Raw genomic sequence first — 17315 nt, forward strand, 5'->3', positions numbered from 1 at the left:
CGGGCTCGCGCCCGCGCTGGTGATGGCGATCGGCGTCGGTTTTGCGGATCAGGCGCTCGAGTCGCTTGGCCTGGCCCCGCCGGTGCAGCTGGCGCTGCTCGTCGCCTTGGGAGGCATATTATATGGCGCACTGCTCTGGCTGCTCGAGCGCGACACGCTCCTCGAAGTGATCCGCCTCGTGCGCCGCCGCCAGGCGCCGGCCGCCGAGGCGCCGGTTCAGGACGCGATATAGTCGCGCATCGCCGCGGCTTCGGCCTCGATCCGGTCGATCCGATATTTGACCAGGTCGCCGATCGACACGAAGCCGACGAGTCGGCTGCCATCGACCACGGGGAGGTGACGAATGCGCTTTTGCGTCATCTGCGACAGCGCGCCGATCACCGCCATGTTCGCGTCGCAGGTCACCGGCGATTTGGTCATCACCTCGTCGATGCTGCGGTCGAGCGCGTCGGGGCCGTAGGAAGACAGGAGGCGGACGATGTCGCGTTCGGAAAAGATGCCGACCACCGCATCGCCCTCAAGGACGGGCACCGCGCCGATCCGGTTCTGCGCCAGCAGATCGACCACGGCGCGGACCGCATCGTTCGGCCGCGCCGAGATCACCGCCCCGGTCCGTTCACGAAGAATCGCTCCGATCGTCATAGCCGCCGCTCCCATATTTGGTTCTGTTGCCGAGCGAGCCTATCATGATTCGCGTGTGGGACGAAACGTCCCACCCGCCGCGATGACGCTTGGCCGCGGCGGCGGCTTGGTTCATGGAGGCACGCATGGTCAAACGCTCACCGCTCGACAACCGCGACACATCGAACGTCGCCTGGGCGCGCTATCGCCGGCTGATGAAGGGCATGGCGCTGGTGTCGCTGCTCGCCGTCGTCGGCGCGCTCGGCTGGCTGCGCTTCACGATGGGCGAGGCGCTGACGATCCATATGATCGTCGCGACCGCGGCGGGCGTCGGACTGTCGGTGATGCTCGGAGCGGCGCTGATGGGGCTCGTCTTCCTGTCGAGCGGCAGCGGCCACGACGAATCGATCGAAGACCCTTTTGAAGATGACCCGGATTTGAAGCCATGACCCAAACGACTCCCCCCGACTGCCCCCGCGACCCGATCTTGCGCGTCGTCCCCCGCCCCGCCGACATCAACGCCAACGGGCATATCTTCGGCGGCTGGGTGCTGAGCCAGATGGACATCGCGGGCGGCATCGTCGCGGGGCGCGAGGCGCAGGGCGCGGTCGCGACGGTTGCGATCGAGACGATGGAGTTCATCGCGCCGATCCTGCTCCGCGACATCATCTCGGTCTATGCGCATCTCGAGCGGCGCGGGCGCACCTCGATGGGCATAAGAATCGAAGTGGTCGCGACGCGCGACGGCGGACGGACCCAGGAGCGCGTCACCGAGGGGCTGTTCACCTTCGTCGCGCTCGACGAGAATCATCGCCCGCGCGCGCTGCCGCCGGTCTAATCTTCCGCCTTCACGCGATAGTGGAACGTCTTGCTGCCGTTTGCGGGCACGCGGACGGCCCAGGTGAGCAAGCCATCGCGGCGCGGAAGCTTGCGGATGCGCGAATCGAGGCTGTCGCTGTCATCGACCTCGAAGCCGAGTTCCACATCGGCCGGATGCGGGTTCGCGTTGGTTACGGTGATGCGATAGGCGTGCTGGCGATTCTTCGGCGGGACATGGTTTTCGACGTCGATTCGCACCTGGCTGCTCTCGCCGATGACGAGGTCGACCTTCTCGCCGACCGCATGGTCGCGCATCGCTCCCTCGCCGACAAGCATTTCGTGGCCGCCGACGGGTTCGAACACCGCCGCCTGCCCGCTCGGCAGCGGAATGCCCAGCCCTTCGGCCTCCTTGTTCTGCATTCGCAGCAGGATTTCGGGCTCCATCGCCTTCCCCTCGTCGCCCGGATAAAGGCGCAGGCGGTAGATGGTGCGGAACGGTACGCGGTCCTTGACGAGCAACGCGACCTGTTTCTGCCCGTTCGCGGCGACGGTGACCGGAATGGGCACGCGATAGAGTTTGAGGTCGCCCAGATCCTCCTGGCTGGCGACGACCGCGACCGGCGACATCATCGCTGCGCGCTGCAACCGCGATCCGGTGACGACGATGCTGTCCATGCTGGATTCCATCGCCGGTGGCGGCGGCGCGGGCGGCGGCGGGGGCGGCGGCGGAGCACCATAGCGCCCGCTGCCGGTCGGAAAGCAGCGCAGATGCAGCGGCGGCGTGCGGGGGCGTTCGGCCAGCTCCTCGAAATCGCTGACCTTGCTCAGCGTCCCCGCGATCGCCGCGAGCCCGGCGTCGGCAAAGCTCTCGCCATTGCTGTTGGCGACCGTCAGCCAGGCGAAGAGGTCGAGCGTCTTCCCGTCCTCGCGCACGCGCGCGACATAATTGCTCGCCCAGTCGAAACCGGTCGATAGATAGGTCAGCGTGACCGTGGCGCGCTGCGCCGCCGGGCTGCGCGTCGTCACCGACAGCGTCGGCTTCGCGGTCAGCCCCGCCGGCACGCCGCCGTAGAGGATCGTTTCGGGAAGGCCGGTGCAGCGCAAGGCTTCATAGCCCGCCGATGTTTGCAGCACGACCGCCCCCGCCGGGCCCGAGCGAATGATCGCTTCCTCTTCGGTGACCTTGCCCGTCGCGCCGTCGGTGCGGCGGATATGGACGCGGTTGCCGAGCGAACCGTCGAGCAGGCTGGCGGGCGACAGCAGCGCCGCGTCGCGATTCTTCTGCACCACGCCGCCCGGCAGGCCGGTGACGATCGCCGACACCGCGATCATCCCCTCGGCGACGCCTTCGAATCGCACCGTCGCCTCGCCGGCGGGAAGGTCGACCGTCCGCGTTTCGGAGATCAGCGCGAAACCTTCCAGCCAATTCGGCGAAATCTCGCCGCCCTCGTCGCGGCCGGGGTCGCGAAAGACGCTAACCGACACTTTGTCGGGCGCGAGCGAGGTCACGACCGGTTGCGCCGCCGCCGGGGTTGCGGCGAGCATCGACAGCAGGAGCGGCCAGCGGCGCATCATGCCCCGCGAATCAGGTGCGCGTTTCGAAAGTGGCGGTGATCGTCGCTTCGCCATTGGCGGGCACTTCGATCCGCCAGCGCGTGCCGTCGCTGTCGAGCCGCTCGCTCTTCCGGCTTTCCTCGATGATACGCGTGTCGTCCCAATACCAGTCGAGCCCGCGCTGAACGAGGTCGAGCGTCACCGGATTCGACCGCGCATTGGTGAGCAGATAGGACATCTGCGTCCGCCAGCGACGGTCCGAAATGCGCTCGCGCTTCACGACCGTCGCCTGCACCTTGACGTCGAAAGCGAGGCCGGTCGCGAGGCCTAGCTCGCTGCCCATCGGAGTGTGGCCGATGCTGTTTTCGCCGATGAACTGCGGATCGCCGCGCAGATCGCGCTGATAGAAGCGCACCGTTCCCGCGGGCAACGCGTCGCCGAGGCCGCCCCCCTTCGCGCTCGTGTTGAACTTGATCACGCTCGCCGCGCTGGCGGGCTCGGTCATCGTGTTGAATCCGCCGACGGTGAATTCATAGATCTTCTGCGCCGGCACCCCGCTGACGTCGAGGAAGCTCACCTGCTTGGTCTGCGCATTGGCGATCGTCGTGCGCTCGGCGAGCGGATAGAGATAATAGTCGCCGAGCTGCTCGCGCGGCGCGGTTTCGGTGCCCGCACGGCGCAGATCGCCCGGAGGCTGCGGGCGCGGGCGATAGGACCGCGACGTCGCGCCGCCGGCCGACGGCGTCCCCGCGACGAGCAGCGTTTTCGCATCGGCGAAGGTCGTGCCGGTGTTGTTGGAGAGCGTCACCCAGCCCTGGACGTCGATCGTTCCCGCCTTTTCGTCGTAGAGCGAGACATAGTCGGCCGCCCAGCCGAGCCCGTTGGTGAGGTAAGAGAGCGTGGCGGGCCGCGTCCCCGCCCGGTCGCTGTCGACGGTGATAGACAACGTCGGCTTGGCGCGCAGGTTCGGCGGAATCTTGTCAAAGATCACGCGCACCGGCATCCCGTCGTCGCGCAATATCTCGATTCGCGGGCCGATCTGGAGCACGACGCCGCCGTTGACCGCGAGTATCTTGGCGCGTTCGCGCGTTTCGGCGCCGGTGGCGGGGTTGGTGCGCAGCAGCGTCACCGTTTCCCCCACCGCCTTTTGCATCAGCGCGTTGGGCGACAAGAGGTCATAATCGAAATTCTGTTCGACGATCGCGGTGTTCGCCGCGGCGAAGGAGACCGTCTGCGGCCGGATCTGCGCCGACACGTCGGGAAACTCCTGCCGCGTCCGGCCGGCGGGGAACGCGATCTGGCGGATGTCCTGTACCAGCGATTGCCCGCCGTTATAGATGGTGACGGCAAGCTCACCCTGCGCATTGCCCCTTGTGGGATCCTGCGCCGCCGCGGGCAGCGCCGCCAGGACCAACGGAACGCAAAGCATTGCCGACACGCGCATAAAAAAGCCTCCCCGCGAATATTCCGCGGAGAGGCTATGGTAAGTCGCATCCAAATTCTAGCGCGAAATCGCGGGTCTATTCGGCCGCCTCGACGTCGCTGCCCCGCGCCGCGAGCGTGCGGCGGGTGCGGCGCGGCTTGGCGGCGGGCGCCTCGTCGGCTGCTTCGCCCTCGGCGGCGCGTTCGGGGCGTCCGATCGCCGGCGGCAGCACCGCGGTGTCGATCCCGGCCCGGTCCTTGTCGGCGTCCTTGCCGACGACGTCGTCCGGACGCGCGCGGCGCGCGGGGCGGCGCGCCGGGCGCGGTGCGGGTTCCTGCTCGGCGGCTTCGTCGCGCGCCGGCGCTTCGCCGCGATCGCTCCGCTCGTCGCGGCCTTCATCCTCGTCGCGATTGCGCGCGGTCCGTCCGCGCGATGGCGGGCGGCTGCCGCGACTGTCGTCGTCGCGATCGCCGCGCGGTTCGCGGTTGCCGCGATTGTCGCGCTGGCCACGGTCGCTACGGTCATTGCGGTCGTTCCGCTCGTCGCCATTGTCGCCGTCGTCGCTGTCGATATCGCCGTCGGTATCGTCATGGCCGTCGAAATCCTCGACGCCGCGAATCTCGCGGCTGCGATCGGCGCTGCGTTCCTGTCCGTTCGCGGCGGCCTTTTCTTCCTGCCGGGCGCGGAAGTCGCTCACGACGCGGAAATAATGGTCGGCGAACTGCAGATAATATTCGGTCTGGACCCGGTCGCCCGCAAGCTGCGCGTCGCGCGCGAGGTTGCGATATTTTTCGATCATCTGGGCGCCGTTGCCGCGCGCCCGGCTGTCGATGCGGTTCGCCTGATCGACGCCTCCGCGACCGCCCGATTGCGACCGGTTGTTATTGTTGTTGCTGTTGTTGTTGCGGCCGCGACGGCGACCGCTCTGCCGGTTGTTCATGTTCAACTGAGACATCCTGTCGAATAAGCTAATAAGCTACGCCAACCCCTTTTGGCCGATCGCGCCAATTGCGCGTCGCGCCCGCGCCATGCGCGGTTCTTGCCCTTTACCGCTTGCGCCGGGCCCCAGGACCCCGCACCAGCATCGTAAGTGGGAAACAGACCAGCCGGACCAATCAAGGTACCCGTGCCGGGTCTGTAAGCCGCCCCTACCGCGCTTTGCGGCGGAAACCAAGCGAATTCTGTGCGGGTGTCAGGCGCGGGTCAGCAAAAGCGCCCTGTCGCGGCCGCCGAGATCCTGTCTGCAAGCGACCTTGAATCCCGCTGCTTCGGCGAGCTCACCTACCGAGATATGTTGTGTGTGCCCGATTTCAAGGATCGCGACGCCGCCGGGCGCGAGAATGCGCGGCAAATCGGGGATGATCCGGCGATAATCGTCGAGGCCGTCGGGGCCCGCGAACAGCGCGCCTGCGGGCTCGTGATCGGCGACGTCAGGCATCAGTTGTTCGCTATCCGCGATATAGGGCGGGTTGCAGAGAATGAGGTCGAATGGGCCGGTGACCTGCTCCGCCCAGTCACCCCATTGCAGTTCGACACGATCGGACAATTCAAGCGCGGCCGCATTGGCGCGCGCATAGCCGAGCGCCGTTTCGCTGCTGTCGACGCCGAGCCCCTGCGCGTCAGGCCATTCGCTCATTGCCGCATAAAGCAGCGTGCCGGGTCCGGTGCCGAGGTCGAGAATATTCCTTGGTCCCGCTTCGCCGAAGTGCGCCACCGCTGCCTCCATCAGCGTCTCGCTATCGGGGCGCGGGATCAACGTGCCGGGGCCGACCGCCAGCCGGATCGTCCAGAAATCACGATACCCGAGAATATAGGCGACCGGCTCATGGTTCATGCGGCGGGCGAGCAGCGCGTCGAAATCGGCGGGCACGGCATAGCGCGACGGGTCGAGCAGCAGTGCCTGCCGATCGACGCCCAGCGCATGCGCCATCAGCAATTCGGCATCGAGCCGCGGTGTATCCGAGACCGCCGCCAGGCGCTGCGCCGCGCCGCGCAGCACGGTGCCCATGCCACTCACGCCCGAATTCCGTTCGTGTCGAGCGAAGTCGAGACGCCCATCGCAATCACGCCAAGCCGAGCGGCATCTCGACTTCGCTCGATGCGAACGGATTGGGATAAGCGCGGGCGTCCGGGCTCAGTCACCCAGCCCCGCCAACCGCTGCGCCTGATCCTCGGCGATCAGCGCGTCGATCAACTCGTCCATCTGCCCTTCCAATATCTCGGGCAGGCGGTGGAGCGTCAGGTTGATGCGGTGGTCGGTCACGCGCCCTTGCGGGAAATTATAGGTGCGGATGCGTTCGGAGCGGTCGCCCGACCCGACCATCGACTTGCGCGCCGACGCCTCGGCGCTGTGGATCTTCTCGCGCTCGAGGTCGTAGAGCCGCGCGCGCAGCACCTGCATCGCCTTGGCGCGATTCTTGTGCTGGCTGCGCTGGTCCTGCTGGATCACGACGAGCCCCGTCGGGATGTGCGTGATGCGGATCGCCGAATCGGTCGTGTTGACGTGCTGCCCGCCCGCGCCCGAAGCGCGGTAGATGTCGATCTTGAGGTCGCTGTCGTTGATCGCGACGTCGACCTCCTCGGCCTCGGGCAGCACCGCGACGGTCGCGGCGCTGGTGTGGATGCGGCCCTGGCTTTCGGTCGCGGGGACGCGCTGGACGCGGTGGACGCCGCTTTCGAATTTCAATTTGGCGAACACGCCCTGCCCCGTCACCGACGCGACGACTTCCTTATAGCCGCCGACCTCGGTCTCGTTCGCCGAGATGACCTCGACCTTCCAGCCCTGTCCGTCGGCATAGCGGCTGTACATGCGGAGCAGGTCGCCGGCGAACAAAGCCGCCTCGTCGCCGCCGGTGCCGGCGCGGATTTCGAGCATCGCGGCGCGCTCGTCGGCGACGTCCTTGGGGAGCAGCTTGATCGCGAGATCATGTTCGGCGGCGGGCAGCTCCGTCTCGATCGCGGCGATTTCCTCGGCCGCCATCGCTTTCATCTCGGGATCGGCGAGCATTTCGTTCAGCGAAACAAGCTCACCGCGCAGCCGCGTCACCTCGGCGGCGGCTCGCGCGACGGGTTCGAGCTCGGCGAACTCCTTCGACGCCGCGACGAAATCGGCGGGCGCCATATCGCCCGTCGCCATGCGCGCCTGCAGCGCGGCGTGGCGCTCGATGATGGCGTCGATCTGGCGGTCGGAAACGGAGGTCATCAAAGTGCGCTGATGATGGCGCTGCCCGATATTGTCAGCTTATCGTCGCCCCGGATATTGACGTAGGGCTCGCTATCGCGCGTTCCGATCGAAATCAGGGCGCGCGCGGGAATCTTGCCTGCCTTGTCGAAACGTTTGCGGGGCGAACCCGTCGCCACGATTTCAGTTGCAAAGCCTTTATTGCGAAGTGCGGCCAGCGCATTCATCGCGAACATCAGGCGGCCATCGTCCTCAACAGCAATCACAAAGTCGAGCCGGGTATCGATGACGTCGTCGGCGAGCAACATCGCCAGCCGCTCAATCCCGGCTGCCCAGCCGACCGCCGCAGTCGGCGGGCCACCGAGATTCTCGATCAGCCCGTCGTAGCGCCCGCCGCCGAGCACGGTGCCCTGCGCGCCGAGCCGGTCGGTGACGAATTCGAACGCGGTGTGGCGATAATAGTCGAGCCCGCGCACGAGCCGCGCGTTGCGCTCCCATGCGACCCCCGCGGCGTCGAGCCCGGCCGTCACCGCGCCGAAGAAATCCTGCGCTTCGCTGGTCAGATACGCATCGATGTCGGGCGCGCTGTCGGCGATCGGGCGGTCCTTCGGATCCTTGCTGTCGAGGATGCGGAGCGGGTTCTTGTCGAGCCGCGCGAGGCTGTCTTCGCTCAAGTTCCCGCGATGCGCCTCGAAATGCTCGACCAGCGCCGCACGCCAGGCATCGCGGCTCGCCGCATCGCCGAGCGTGTTGAGCGTCAGCGTCACGCCTTCCGATATGCCTAGCTCCTTGAGCAGTTGATCGGCGAACACCAGCAACTCGGCGTCCGCCAGCGGGCTGTCGCTGCCGATCACTTCGGCGTCGAGCTGGTGAAACTGGCGATAGCGCCCCTTTTGCGGGCGCTCGTAGCGAAACAGCGGGCCGTGCGTCGCCACTTTAAGCGGCGCGAACTGCTGCCAGCCGTTGGTGACATAGGCGCGCGCAATGCCCGCGGTGAATTCGGGGCGCAGCGTGATCGACTCGCCGCCGCGGTCCTCGAAACTATACATTTCCTTCGACACGACGTCGGTGGTTTCGCCGAGCGAACGCGCGAACACCGCGGTCGGCTCGATCACCGGCACCTCGATGCGCTTGTAACCATAAAGGCGGCGCACGCGTTCGAAGGTGTCGACCACATGCGCGAAGCGGTCGGCGAAATCGCCGAGCATGTCCTGCGTGCCGCGCACGGCCTGCGGGGTCGGGATTTTGGCGGATTTGTCCTTGCTCATGGCGGCGGCGTCTAATGGTTTTTCGTCGAAAGGCAAAGCGCGCTTGCGTAAGCCGCCGCTGGACCTGCGCGACATTTGGCGGCAGAGACACTCCCCATGAAAAAAGCACTGTTCGTCGCAGCGGCCGTCATCGCCGCGCCCCTCGCCTTTTCCCCCATCCACGCTCAGGAAGCGGGCAGCCGCCCCCAGCCGGTCGTCCAGCCGCTGACCATCCCGCTGCCCGCCGACAAGCCCTATCCGGGGACGATGCAGCTCAAGGTCGATGCGACCGATGTGGCGCGCGGCATCTTCCATGTCCGCCAGACGATCCCGGTGGCGAAGGGCGGCAAATTCACCCTGCTCTATCCCGAATGGCTGCCCGGCAAGCATGCGCCGCGCGGCGCGATCGCCGAGATGGCCGGATTCAAGGCGTCAGCAGGCGGTCAGCCGCTCGTGTGGACGCGCCAGCCGACCGACGTCTACGCGTTCGATATCGATGTGCCGGCGGGCGCGAAGAGCATCGACGTCAGCTTCGACTTCCTGTCGCCGACCCGGACGAGCGAGGGCCGCGTCGTCGTCACGCCGGCGATGATGAACCTGCAATGGGAACAGGTCAGCCTCTATCCCGCGGGCTATTTCACCCGGAATATTCCGGTGCAGCTCGACGTGACGCTGCCCGACGGCTGGACGGGCGCGGCGGCGCTCGACGGGCTCACGGTCTCGGGCAATCGCTACAGCTTCGCGCCGACCAATTATGAAGTGCTCGTCGACAGCCCGATGTTCGCGGGGAAATATTTCCGCAAATGGGACCTCCGCAACAAGGTGACGCTGAACGTCGTCGCCGACGAGGCGAAATATCTGGAGGCGAGCCCCGACCATATCGCGCGCCACGCCGCGCTGGTGTCCGAAGCCGTCGCGCTGTTCGGCGTCCGCCATTTCGACCGCTATGAATTTCTGCTCGCGCTCAGCGACGAACTCGGCGGGATCGGGCTCGAACATCATCGTTCGAGCGAGAACAGCCGCAACCCCGACTATTTCACCAAATGGAACGATAATGACAGCGAGCGCGGGCTGCTCCCGCACGAGCTGACGCACAGCTGGAACGGCAAATACCGCCGTCCCGACAAGCTGTGGACCCCCGATTATCGCACGCCGATGCAGGGCAATCTGCTCTGGGTCTATGAAGGGCAGACGAGCTTCTGGGACCTCGTGCTCGCCGCGCGGTCGGGGATGCAGTCGAAGGAGATGGTGCTCGCCGAATGGGCGACCCACGCCGGCTATTACAGCGTCCAGCCGGGGCGCGAGTGGCGCTCGGTCGAGGACACCACGCTCGACCCGGTGATCGCCGCGCGCAAGCCCAAGCCCTTTTCGAGCTGGTCGCGCGGCGAGGATTATTACAACGAAGGCTCGCTGATGTGGCTCGAGGCCGACATGCTGATTCGCGGCGCGACGAACAATTCCCGGAGCCTCGACGATTTCGCGCGCGCCTTCTTCGGCGGGCGCGAGGGCGATTGGGGGCAGGACACCTATAATTTCGACGATGTCGTCGCCGCGCTGAACGCGGTTCATCCTTATGACTGGGCGACTTTCCTCCGCGAGCGGATGCGGACGAGCGGGCGCCCCGCCCCCACCGGCGGGATCGAGCGCGCGGGCTACCGGCTCGTATGGCGCGCCACGCCGAACGTCTTCGACCGCGATCGCATGGCGCAGGCCAAGAACGCCGATCTGACCCATTCGCTGGGGATGACGATCGACAAGGATGGCGTCGCGACCGGCATCCTGTGGAACGGCCCGGCGTTCAAGGCCGACATCGTCAACGGCACGAAGATCGTCGCGGTCGACGGACTCGCCTACAGCCGCGAGCGGATCGAGGCCGCCGTGCAGGCCGCGACCGACGGCAAGACGCCGGTGCGGCTGCTCGTCGAGCGCGGCGGACGCTATCGCAACATTGCGATCGGCTATCACGGCGGGCTGCGCTGGCCGCACCTCGAAAAAAGCGCGAGTGGCCCCGACTGGTTCGATCGGCTATTGGCGCCGCGGCGGGCGCTTTAAACGCGCCGCAGCCGTTCGTTTCGAGCGTAGAGAGGCACCGGTCGTCGCCGGGCGGCATCGGCGCGTCTCGACTTTGCGCGATGCGAACGGCTAAGGGGCGCCCGAATCAAAAAAACAAAGGACTGATTTCTCCCATGCGCATCGACCTGATTCCCGCCGGCGACAGCCCGCCCGACAGCCTCAACGTCCTGATCGAAGTGCCGATCGGCGGCGAGCCGGTGAAATACGAGTTCGACAAGGCGTCGGGGGCGCTGTTCGTCGACCGCTTTCTCCACACCCCGATGCGCTATCCCGCCAATTACGGCTTCGTCCCGCACACGCTGGGCGAGGATGGCGATCCCTTGGATGCGCTGGTCGTCGCGCGTTCGCCGATCGTCGCGGGCGCGGTGGTCAAGTGCCGGCCGATCGGCGTGCTCAACATGGTCGACGACGCCGGCGGCGACGAGAAGCTGCTGTGCGTTCCCGTCAACAAGACCTTTCCCTATTACGACAAGGTCGCGACCTATAAGGACATGCCCGAGATCGTGCTGCAGCAGATCGAGCATTTCTTCACCCACTATAAGGACCTCGAACCCGGCAAATGGGCCAAGCTCAACGGCTGGGGCGATGTCGACGAGGCGAAGCGCATCATCGTCGAGTGCATCGAACGCGCGAAAAAGACCGGTTTCTAATTCTTGTCGGTGGGCGCCGGGTCCTCGTCCGGCGCCCCGACCATGCGGACATCGGTCCGCGGGTAGGGAATGCGGATGCCCGCTTCCTTGAAGCGGTCCCAGACCCCCAAAAACACTTCGCCCTGGATATTACCGAGCCCCGCCTCGGGGTCCGAGATCCAGTAGCGCAGCTCATGCTCGACGGCGCGTTCGCCGAACGCGGTGATCCACACGACGGGTTCAGGTTCGGCGAGGATGCGCGGATTTTCCTTCGCGGTCTCGATCATCAGCCGCTGCGCGAGCCGAAGGTCGCAGTCGTAACCGACCGGCACGCGCATCCGCACGCGCACCTCGGGGCTCGCGAAGCTCCAATTCTCGACCGCCTGCGTCATCAACAGCTCGTTCGGGATCAGATGCTTCTTGCCGTCGCGGGTGATGACGTTGACCGCGCGCACCCCGATCTTGGCGACGCGCCCGACATTGGGCACACCGTTCGGCAACGCCGATCCGCCCATCGCGCTGCCATCGCCGACGACGATGATGTCGCCCGGCTTGATCGACCGGTCCATCAGCAGGATGATGCCCGCGATCAGGTTGCCGACGGTCTTCTGCAATCCGAAACCGATCGCGAGGCCCGCGGCGCCCGAGAAAACCGCCAGCGCGGTGAGGTCGATGCCGAGCAGGTCGATGCCGAACAGCATCGCGAAGACGAAGAGCGCGATCGCGATCAGCTTTTCAGCCAGAAGCCTTTGCGTCGCGTCGATCTGGCTATTGCGGCGAAGCAGCCATTTGGTCGAGCGCATCGCGATTCGCACCGCGATATAGAGCAGCACCGCGACGATGACCGTCGAAAACAAGCTGTAGAGCGACAGCCGGTACGAGCCGACGTCGATGCCGATCGCTTTCAGCACATCGATCGTGCGGGCGATACCGGCCGCGAGCCCATCCATTCCGATCACCCCCGCATCGCGGCAAGGCCGCGTTCGAGATCGGCGACCAGGTCGGCCGGATCCTCGAGCCCGATCGACAGGCGGACGAGCGGATCGGGATCGGTCCATGCGACGGCGCTGCGGATCGTTTGGGGATCGCTCGGCACGACAAGGCTTTCATAACCGCCCCAGCTGAAGCCGATGCCGAAATGGGCAAGCGAATCGATGAAGCGCGTCCGCGCGGCCTCGTCGGCGCCGTTCAGCGTGAAGCCGAACAGCCCGCTGGCGCCCGCAAAGTCGCGCGACCAGATGACATGGCCGGGATCGCCCGGCAGCGCGGGGTGCAGCACGCGGCCGACCTCGGCACGGCCCGCCAGCCAGTTCGCGACGGCGAGACCATTTTCGCCCTGCCGCCGCATCCGCACATCGAGCGTCCTGAGGCCGCGCAGCATCAGCGCGCAATCGTCGGGCGAGACCGACTGGCCGAGCTGATAGGCCGCACTGCGCAGCTTCGGCCACACGGCCTTGGTCGCGGTGAGCGAGCCCATCATCACGTCGCTGTGCCCGCCGACATATTTGGTGAGGCTCATCATCGTCACATCGACGCCGTGAACGAGCGCGGGAAAGAGCAAGGGCGTCGCCCAGGTGTTGTCGAGCATCGTCAGCACGCCCCGCGCGCGCGCGATTTGCGTGATCGCCGGGATGTCCTGCACCTCGAAGGTCAGGCTGCCCGGCGATTCGAGGAAGATCAGCCGGGTTTCGGGCCGGATGAGGTCGGCGATTCCCGCCCCGACGAGCGGGTCGTAATAGGTGGTTTCAATCCCGAGCCGCGCGAGCATGGAGTTGCAGAAGGCCCGCGTCGGCTCATAGGCGCTGTCGACCATCAGCAGATGATCGCCCGGCGAGAGCAGCGCAAGCAGCCCCGCCGAAATCGCGGCGACCCCCGACGGATAGAGCAAAGTGCCTTCGGCGCCCGGCTCCATCCCGGTCAACGCATCGGCGAGCGCCCACACCGTCGGCGTCCCGCGCCGACCGTAGTAGAGCTTGTCGTGCGTTGCATGACCGCGTGCCTTGAGATCGGCGATATTGTCGTAAAGGATCGTCGAGGCGCGCCAGACCGGCGGATTGACGACCCCGCCCCCCAGCCGCGGGTCGCCGGTCCATTCGGGGCGCCGCCCGCCCTGCACGAGCTTGGTCGTGGGGCGGAGGTTTGAATCGTCGTTCTTGCTCATCGCAGCCTTGTTAGCGGAGCACAGGCCAAAATCCAGCGATGCAACGACGTCGAGCAAACTAATCCGTTCACACTGAGCTTGTCGAAGTGCCGTTTTTCCTTCGCAGCGCAGAAGGAAGAACGGTGCTTCGACAGGCTCAGCACAAACGGTAAAGAAAGCCCGTCTGGACGCTTTACGCCGCGCCGGTCGCCTTTGGGGTCGCCGCGTCGGCGCCCCATTCGAGCCAGCTGCCGTCATAGACCGCGACATCCTCCTTGCCGAGCAGATGCGCGCCAAAGGCGACGACGGTCGCGGTCATGCCGCTGCCGCAGGTGGTGACGAGCGGTTGGTCGAGATCGACCCCGGCGGCGTCGAACGCCGCTTTCAGATCGTCGCCGCGCTTCCACGTGCCGTCGGCGTTGAACAGCTCGCCGTGCGGCAGGCTGCGCGAATTGGGGATGTGGCCGGGCGCGAGGCCGGGGCGCGGATCGCGCTCTTCGCCGGTGAAGCGTGCCGCGGGCCGCGCATCGACGACCTGTTCGGCGCCACTGTCGACGTTCGCGAGCATCTGTTCCCTGGTCCGCACCGCCTTTGCGTCGCGCCACACGGTGAAGTGGCGGTGGCGCAGCGTCTGCTTGCCCATTTCGAGCGCGCGGCCCTCCGCCTTCCACTTGGCGAGCCCGCCGTCGAGCAGCGCGACATCGTGCGCGCCGAACAGCTTCAGGAGCCACCAGCCGCGCGCCGCGCTCTTCAGCGGGCTGTCGTCGTAGAGCACGATGCGGCTGCCGTCGCCGAGCCCGAGCGATTGCATGCGGCTAGCGAATTTTTCGGCGGTCGGGGCCATGTTTTCGACCGCGTTCGAGGCATCGGTCAGCTCGGCAAGGTCCATGAACACCGCGCCGGGGATATGACCCGCTTCATATTCGGCGCGCGCATCGCGATCGGCGCCCAGAAATTTCGTCGCATCGACGACCCGCAGGTCCGATGCCCCCAGTTCGCGTTCCAGCCAGTCGGTTGAGACCAAGGCGTCCATGTCATGCTCCTGTTACGACCGGTCGGGAACCTTGTTTGCCTGTCCCTCACCGGCCATCCTGCTGCGGCTCATTTTCCTGGGGACAACAAGCCTATGCCCCCACCTGTGCTTTTTCAAGCGGGGTCCGTCCTGCCGGAGTCGATGCTGCACCGCAACAAAAATCCGGTGGCCTTTCGAGCCCGATTATTGGCTGCGCTTGATCGCGGTCGCGCGCGCGCCGGGCCGGTCGACGGCATAGGAGGACCGGTCGAGCGGAAGCGGTGCGAGCTTTTCGCTGCCGCTCGCGCCCTGTTCGCGGCCGATGACGAAACTGCCCGCATTCTGCCCGAACGCCTCGCCCTCGCCGTCCCAGTGATAGGTGACGTCGAACGCGATGACGGGGACGATCATCGGCTTGCCGCCGATCATCAGCGGCTCGATAGCGGCGCGCGGCAACATCACTTCGGTCGACAATTCCTCGCCCGCGCCGACCGCCAGCGCGATGTCGTCGCGCAGCACGCTGCCCCCCGCCCCGTCGAAGAAGCGGCTAAGCACCGGCTCGGTCATCGCCGAGCCCTGATTGAGCGCGATGCGGACCATCAGGCCGGTCGCCGGCACCGTCCCCTGATTGAGCAGGTTGAGCGCGAAGCCGACCGCCACATGGTCGGGCGCGAACCGGATGCTGCGGATGTCGAGAGCCATGCCGACCACGGCGCGTTTCTCGCCCTCGGCGCGCGTGACGAGCGGGCGTGCGGACGCCGGCTCGGGTCGCGATGCGGGCGGCGGTGGCGGGGCGGGCGCCGGACGCGGAGCGGGCGGCGCGGCAGGACGGAGCGGCGGGACGGCCGCGCGCGTAGCCGGCGGCGGGGCTTCGTCGATCTCTTCGGCCACCGGGTCGGCGAGCGCGGTGCGGCGGCGCCAATACCAGAAGGCGGCACCCGCAGCCGCCAGCGCGGCGAGCGCCCAGGCCCAAATCGGCGTGCCCGACGGGGTGTCGGCCGGCGCGGCGACGACCGGCGTTTCGTCAGCCGGGACCGGGGCTGCGTCAACGGCAGCGGCAGGCGGCGGCGCGACCGTATCGAGCGGCGGCAAGGGCGGATTGTCGGTGGTTGCGGGCTGCACCGCTTGCGGCGCTTCCGGCTGAGCCGGGCGCGGCGTCGCTGTTGCGGGCGTATCGCGCCGCGCGGGAGCGGGTGCGGGGGTCGATGTGGCCGGCTGCGTCGGCGTCACGCGCGGCGGTGCAACGGGTTGCGGCGATGTCGGGGTGGGGGCTGGGGTCGGGGTCGGGGTCGGCGTCGGCTGGCCCCGCCGCTCACCGGGCGCCACCGGCGGCAAGCCATTGTCCGACGGGCCCTGCACACCGGGTGCGCGGCCGTCGTTGGTAGGCGGCGGCAAGCGGAAATCGATCGAGCGGGACGTCGTCGTGTCCTGCGCGGCCACAGGGACACCTGCCGCCAGCATTGCCGCTGCCAGCACCAACGCGCCCGCCTGTTGTCGCCCGAAGTTACGCACCGTCATCTTGTCCGCGATCCCACACTACCCATATGTCGCCCGCGCCGCTGAATTGGCGCTGAACCTTGCGGCCGGCGATTCCGGGGCACCGGCCCGGATGACATCGGCCGCGCTGCGCACTAGAGCCTTTCCATGACCGATTCCACCCCTGCGCCGCTCGCACCGAAACATCTCGGCCAATCGAGCGAACTGCCTGCCGCTCCCGAAGCGGCCGTTCTCGACTATGTGCCCAATCCGCGCGCGGGCGAGCTTTATCTCGTCCGCTTCGCCGCGCCCGAATTCACGTCGCTCTGCCCGGTGACTGGCCAGCCCGATTTCGCGCATCTCGTCATCGATTATGCCCCCGGCCAAACGATCGTCGAATCGAAGAGCCTCAAGCTCTTCCTCGGCTCCTTCCGGAACCATGCGGGCTTTCACGAGGATTGCACCGTCGGCATCGGCCGCCGCCTTTTCGACGAGATGCGGCCCCGCTGGCTGCGCATCGGCGGTTACTGGTATCCGCGCGGCGGCATTCCGATCGACGTCTTCTGGCAATCGGGGCCGCCGCCCGAAGGGCTGTGGCTCCCCGATCAGGGCGTCGCGCCTTATCGCGGCCGGGGATGAAGATTCATCTTTCTGCCACAGTTTGCTGACATTAGTGTCAACGATATGAACCCAACCGCATTGCCCCACGATCACGACATCAAGGTCGGTCCCGACGTCATCGACTTCATGGGACACGTCAACAACGCCCATTATCTGAGCTGGGTGCAGGAAGCGGTGCTCGCGCACTGGCGCCATATCGCGCCGCCCGAGGCGGTCGCCGGGCATCTGTGGGTCGCGCTGAAGCACGAGATCACCTACCGCCGTCCCGCCTTTCTCGACGATCAGGTCATCGCGACGGTGATCCTCGAGAAGGTTCAGGGCGCGCGCGCTTTTTACGAGACGATCATCAAGCGCGGCGAGGACGTGCTCGCCGAGGTCAAGTCGAGCTGGTGCTGCATCGACGCCGAAACGCTCCGCCCCGCGCGGCTCGCGAGTGAAGTCGTGGCCCGCTTTTTTCCGGGCGAGAAAAGCTAGGGTCTTTCCGGGCTAGCCCGGAAAGACCCTACGCCCGCCCCGTTT

At 66.8% G+C, this 17315-nt stretch carries 18 protein-coding genes (1 of these 18 running past the window's edge); 7 read left to right on the top strand and 11 right to left on the bottom strand.

Annotated features, from left to right (window positions below):
- On the top strand, window positions 1-232 hold the final stretch of the coding sequence (locus GGR90_RS04165) for a lipopolysaccharide biosynthesis protein (protein ID WP_167919576.1). It extends 1301 nt beyond the left edge of the window; 232 of the gene's 1533 nt are visible here — the last part of the coding sequence; its start codon lies off the left edge, out of view; its stop codon occupies window positions 230-232.
- Here GGR90_RS04165 and GGR90_RS04170 read toward each other — a convergent pair.
- Window positions 217-642, bottom strand: coding sequence for a CBS domain-containing protein (locus GGR90_RS04170; protein WP_167919578.1), 426 nt, complete (start codon window positions 640-642; stop codon window positions 217-219). The genes GGR90_RS04165 and GGR90_RS04170 overlap by 16 nt on opposite strands.
- A gap of 125 nt (window positions 643-767) precedes the next feature.
- Between GGR90_RS04170 and GGR90_RS04175 the strand changes: the two genes are divergently transcribed.
- Window positions 768-1070, top strand: coding sequence for a hypothetical protein (locus tag GGR90_RS04175; RefSeq protein WP_167919580.1), 303 nt, complete (start codon window positions 768-770; stop codon window positions 1068-1070).
- Window positions 1067-1459, top strand: a complete 393-nt coding sequence (locus GGR90_RS04180) for an acyl-CoA thioesterase (RefSeq protein WP_167919582.1) — start codon at window positions 1067-1069, stop codon at window positions 1457-1459. Before GGR90_RS04175 ends, GGR90_RS04180 begins: the two co-directional genes overlap by 4 nt.
- On the opposite strand, the gene GGR90_RS04185 is transcribed toward GGR90_RS04180, so the two are convergent.
- The 6 genes from GGR90_RS04185 to hisS all read right to left on the bottom strand — a co-directional run bounded on the left by GGR90_RS04185 (window position 1456) and on the right by hisS (window position 8866).
- On the bottom strand, window positions 1456-3015 hold the full coding sequence (locus GGR90_RS04185; protein WP_245198386.1) for a DUF4139 domain-containing protein: 1560 nt from the start codon (window positions 3013-3015) through the stop codon (window positions 1456-1458). The two genes, GGR90_RS04180 and GGR90_RS04185, sit on opposite strands and share 4 nt — an antisense overlap.
- Window positions 3016-3025: 10 nt before the next feature.
- Window positions 3026-4438: a DUF4139 domain-containing protein gene (locus tag GGR90_RS04190; RefSeq protein ID WP_167919586.1), complete on the bottom strand. Its 1413-nt coding sequence runs from the start codon at window positions 4436-4438 to the stop codon at window positions 3026-3028.
- A 76-nt stretch (window positions 4439-4514) separates the two neighbouring features.
- Entirely contained in the window at window positions 4515-5357 is an 843-nt protein-coding gene (locus tag GGR90_RS04195) for a DUF4167 domain-containing protein (RefSeq protein ID WP_342449908.1), read from the bottom strand.
- Window positions 5358-5609: 252 nt separating this feature from the next.
- On the bottom strand, window positions 5610-6425 hold the full coding sequence (gene prmC / locus GGR90_RS04200; protein WP_167920809.1) for a peptide chain release factor N(5)-glutamine methyltransferase: 816 nt from the start codon (window positions 6423-6425) through the stop codon (window positions 5610-5612).
- A gap of 126 nt (window positions 6426-6551) precedes the next feature.
- Window positions 6552-7619: a peptide chain release factor 1 gene (gene prfA, locus GGR90_RS04205; protein WP_167919590.1), complete on the bottom strand. Its 1068-nt coding sequence runs from the start codon at window positions 7617-7619 to the stop codon at window positions 6552-6554.
- Complete coding sequence (hisS, locus tag GGR90_RS04210) at window positions 7619-8866, bottom strand: histidine--tRNA ligase (RefSeq protein WP_167919592.1); 1248 nt, start codon at window positions 8864-8866, stop codon at window positions 7619-7621. Before hisS ends, prfA begins: the two co-directional genes overlap by 1 nt.
- A gap of 96 nt (window positions 8867-8962) precedes the next feature.
- Here hisS and GGR90_RS04215 point away from each other — a divergent pair, with 96 nt between their 5' ends.
- Entirely contained in the window at window positions 8963-10897 is a 1935-nt protein-coding gene (locus GGR90_RS04215) for a M61 family metallopeptidase (protein ID WP_167919594.1), read from the top strand.
- A gap of 134 nt (window positions 10898-11031) precedes the next feature.
- On the top strand, window positions 11032-11568 hold the full coding sequence (gene ppa, locus GGR90_RS04220; RefSeq protein WP_167919596.1) for an inorganic diphosphatase: 537 nt from the start codon (window positions 11032-11034) through the stop codon (window positions 11566-11568).
- Here the strand turns inward: ppa and GGR90_RS04225 are convergent.
- The 4 genes from GGR90_RS04225 to GGR90_RS04240 form a co-directional block, all read right to left on the bottom strand.
- Window positions 11565-12497: a mechanosensitive ion channel family protein gene (locus GGR90_RS04225; RefSeq protein ID WP_245198482.1), complete on the bottom strand. Its 933-nt coding sequence runs from the start codon at window positions 12495-12497 to the stop codon at window positions 11565-11567. The two genes, ppa and GGR90_RS04225, sit on opposite strands and share 4 nt — an antisense overlap.
- Window positions 12498-12502: 5 nt before the next feature.
- On the bottom strand, window positions 12503-13708 hold the full coding sequence (gene metC / locus GGR90_RS04230; RefSeq protein WP_167919600.1) for a cystathionine beta-lyase: 1206 nt from the start codon (window positions 13706-13708) through the stop codon (window positions 12503-12505).
- Between the two features lie 172 nt (window positions 13709-13880).
- The gene (gene sseA / locus GGR90_RS04235) at window positions 13881-14720 is read right to left on the bottom strand and encodes a 3-mercaptopyruvate sulfurtransferase (RefSeq protein WP_167919601.1); all 840 of its coding nucleotides are present in this window, start codon (window positions 14718-14720) and stop codon (window positions 13881-13883) included.
- Window positions 14721-14903: 183 nt separating this feature from the next.
- A complete protein-coding gene (locus GGR90_RS04240; protein WP_167919602.1) occupies window positions 14904-16217 on the bottom strand; it encodes a hypothetical protein in 1314 nt (437 codons plus the stop codon).
- A 126-nt stretch (window positions 16218-16343) separates the two neighbouring features.
- On the opposite strand from GGR90_RS04240, the gene queF reads away from it, so the two are divergent.
- On the top strand, window positions 16344-16814 hold the full coding sequence (gene queF / locus GGR90_RS04245; RefSeq protein WP_167919603.1) for a preQ(1) synthase: 471 nt from the start codon (window positions 16344-16346) through the stop codon (window positions 16812-16814).
- 45 nt (window positions 16815-16859) lie between these two features.
- Entirely contained in the window at window positions 16860-17270 is a 411-nt protein-coding gene (locus tag GGR90_RS04250) for an acyl-CoA thioesterase (protein WP_167919604.1), read from the top strand.
- The last annotated feature ends 45 nt before the right edge of the window (window positions 17271-17315 follow it).

Source organism: Sphingopyxis italica (assembly GCF_011926545.1).
Lineage (GTDB): Bacteria > Pseudomonadota > Alphaproteobacteria > Sphingomonadales > Sphingomonadaceae > Sphingopyxis > Sphingopyxis italica.

What these genes read in the sequence shown, in the direction of transcription:
- GGR90_RS04190 (WP_167919586.1), bottom strand. Translation starts at nt 4,438, where the DNA reads ATGCGCGTGTCGGCAATGCTTTGCGTTCCGTTGGTCCTGGCGGCGCTG.
- sseA (WP_167919601.1), bottom strand. Translation starts at nt 14,720, where the DNA reads ATGGACGCCTTGGTCTCAACCGACTGGCTGGAACGCGAACTGGGGGCA.
- prmC (WP_167920809.1), bottom strand. Translation starts at nt 6,425, where the DNA reads ATGGGCACCGTGCTGCGCGGCGCGGCGCAGCGCCTGGCGGCGGTCTCG.
- GGR90_RS04250 (WP_167919604.1), top strand. Translation starts at nt 16,860, where the DNA reads ATGAACCCAACCGCATTGCCCCACGATCACGACATCAAGGTCGGTCCC.
- GGR90_RS04240 (WP_167919602.1), bottom strand. Translation starts at nt 16,217, where the DNA reads ATGACGGTGCGTAACTTCGGGCGACAACAGGCGGGCGCGTTGGTGCTG.
- metC (WP_167919600.1), bottom strand. Translation starts at nt 13,708, where the DNA reads ATGAGCAAGAACGACGATTCAAACCTCCGCCCCACGACCAAGCTCGTG.
- GGR90_RS04175 (WP_167919580.1), top strand. Translation starts at nt 768, where the DNA reads ATGGTCAAACGCTCACCGCTCGACAACCGCGACACATCGAACGTCGCC.
- GGR90_RS04180 (WP_167919582.1), top strand. Translation starts at nt 1,067, where the DNA reads ATGACCCAAACGACTCCCCCCGACTGCCCCCGCGACCCGATCTTGCGC.
- GGR90_RS04170 (WP_167919578.1), bottom strand. Translation starts at nt 642, where the DNA reads ATGACGATCGGAGCGATTCTTCGTGAACGGACCGGGGCGGTGATCTCG.
- GGR90_RS04195 (WP_342449908.1), bottom strand. Translation starts at nt 5,357, where the DNA reads ATGAACAACCGGCAGAGCGGTCGCCGTCGCGGCCGCAACAACAACAGC.
- GGR90_RS04215 (WP_167919594.1), top strand. Translation starts at nt 8,963, where the DNA reads ATGAAAAAAGCACTGTTCGTCGCAGCGGCCGTCATCGCCGCGCCCCTC.
- hisS (WP_167919592.1), bottom strand. Translation starts at nt 8,866, where the DNA reads ATGAGCAAGGACAAATCCGCCAAAATCCCGACCCCGCAGGCCGTGCGC.
- ppa (WP_167919596.1), top strand. Translation starts at nt 11,032, where the DNA reads ATGCGCATCGACCTGATTCCCGCCGGCGACAGCCCGCCCGACAGCCTC.
- GGR90_RS04185 (WP_245198386.1), bottom strand. Translation starts at nt 3,015, where the DNA reads ATGATGCGCCGCTGGCCGCTCCTGCTGTCGATGCTCGCCGCAACCCCG.
- GGR90_RS04225 (WP_245198482.1), bottom strand. Translation starts at nt 12,497, where the DNA reads ATGGATGGGCTCGCGGCCGGTATCGCCCGCACGATCGATGTGCTGAAA.
- queF (WP_167919603.1), top strand. Translation starts at nt 16,344, where the DNA reads ATGACCGATTCCACCCCTGCGCCGCTCGCACCGAAACATCTCGGCCAA.
- prfA (WP_167919590.1), bottom strand. Translation starts at nt 7,619, where the DNA reads ATGACCTCCGTTTCCGACCGCCAGATCGACGCCATCATCGAGCGCCAC.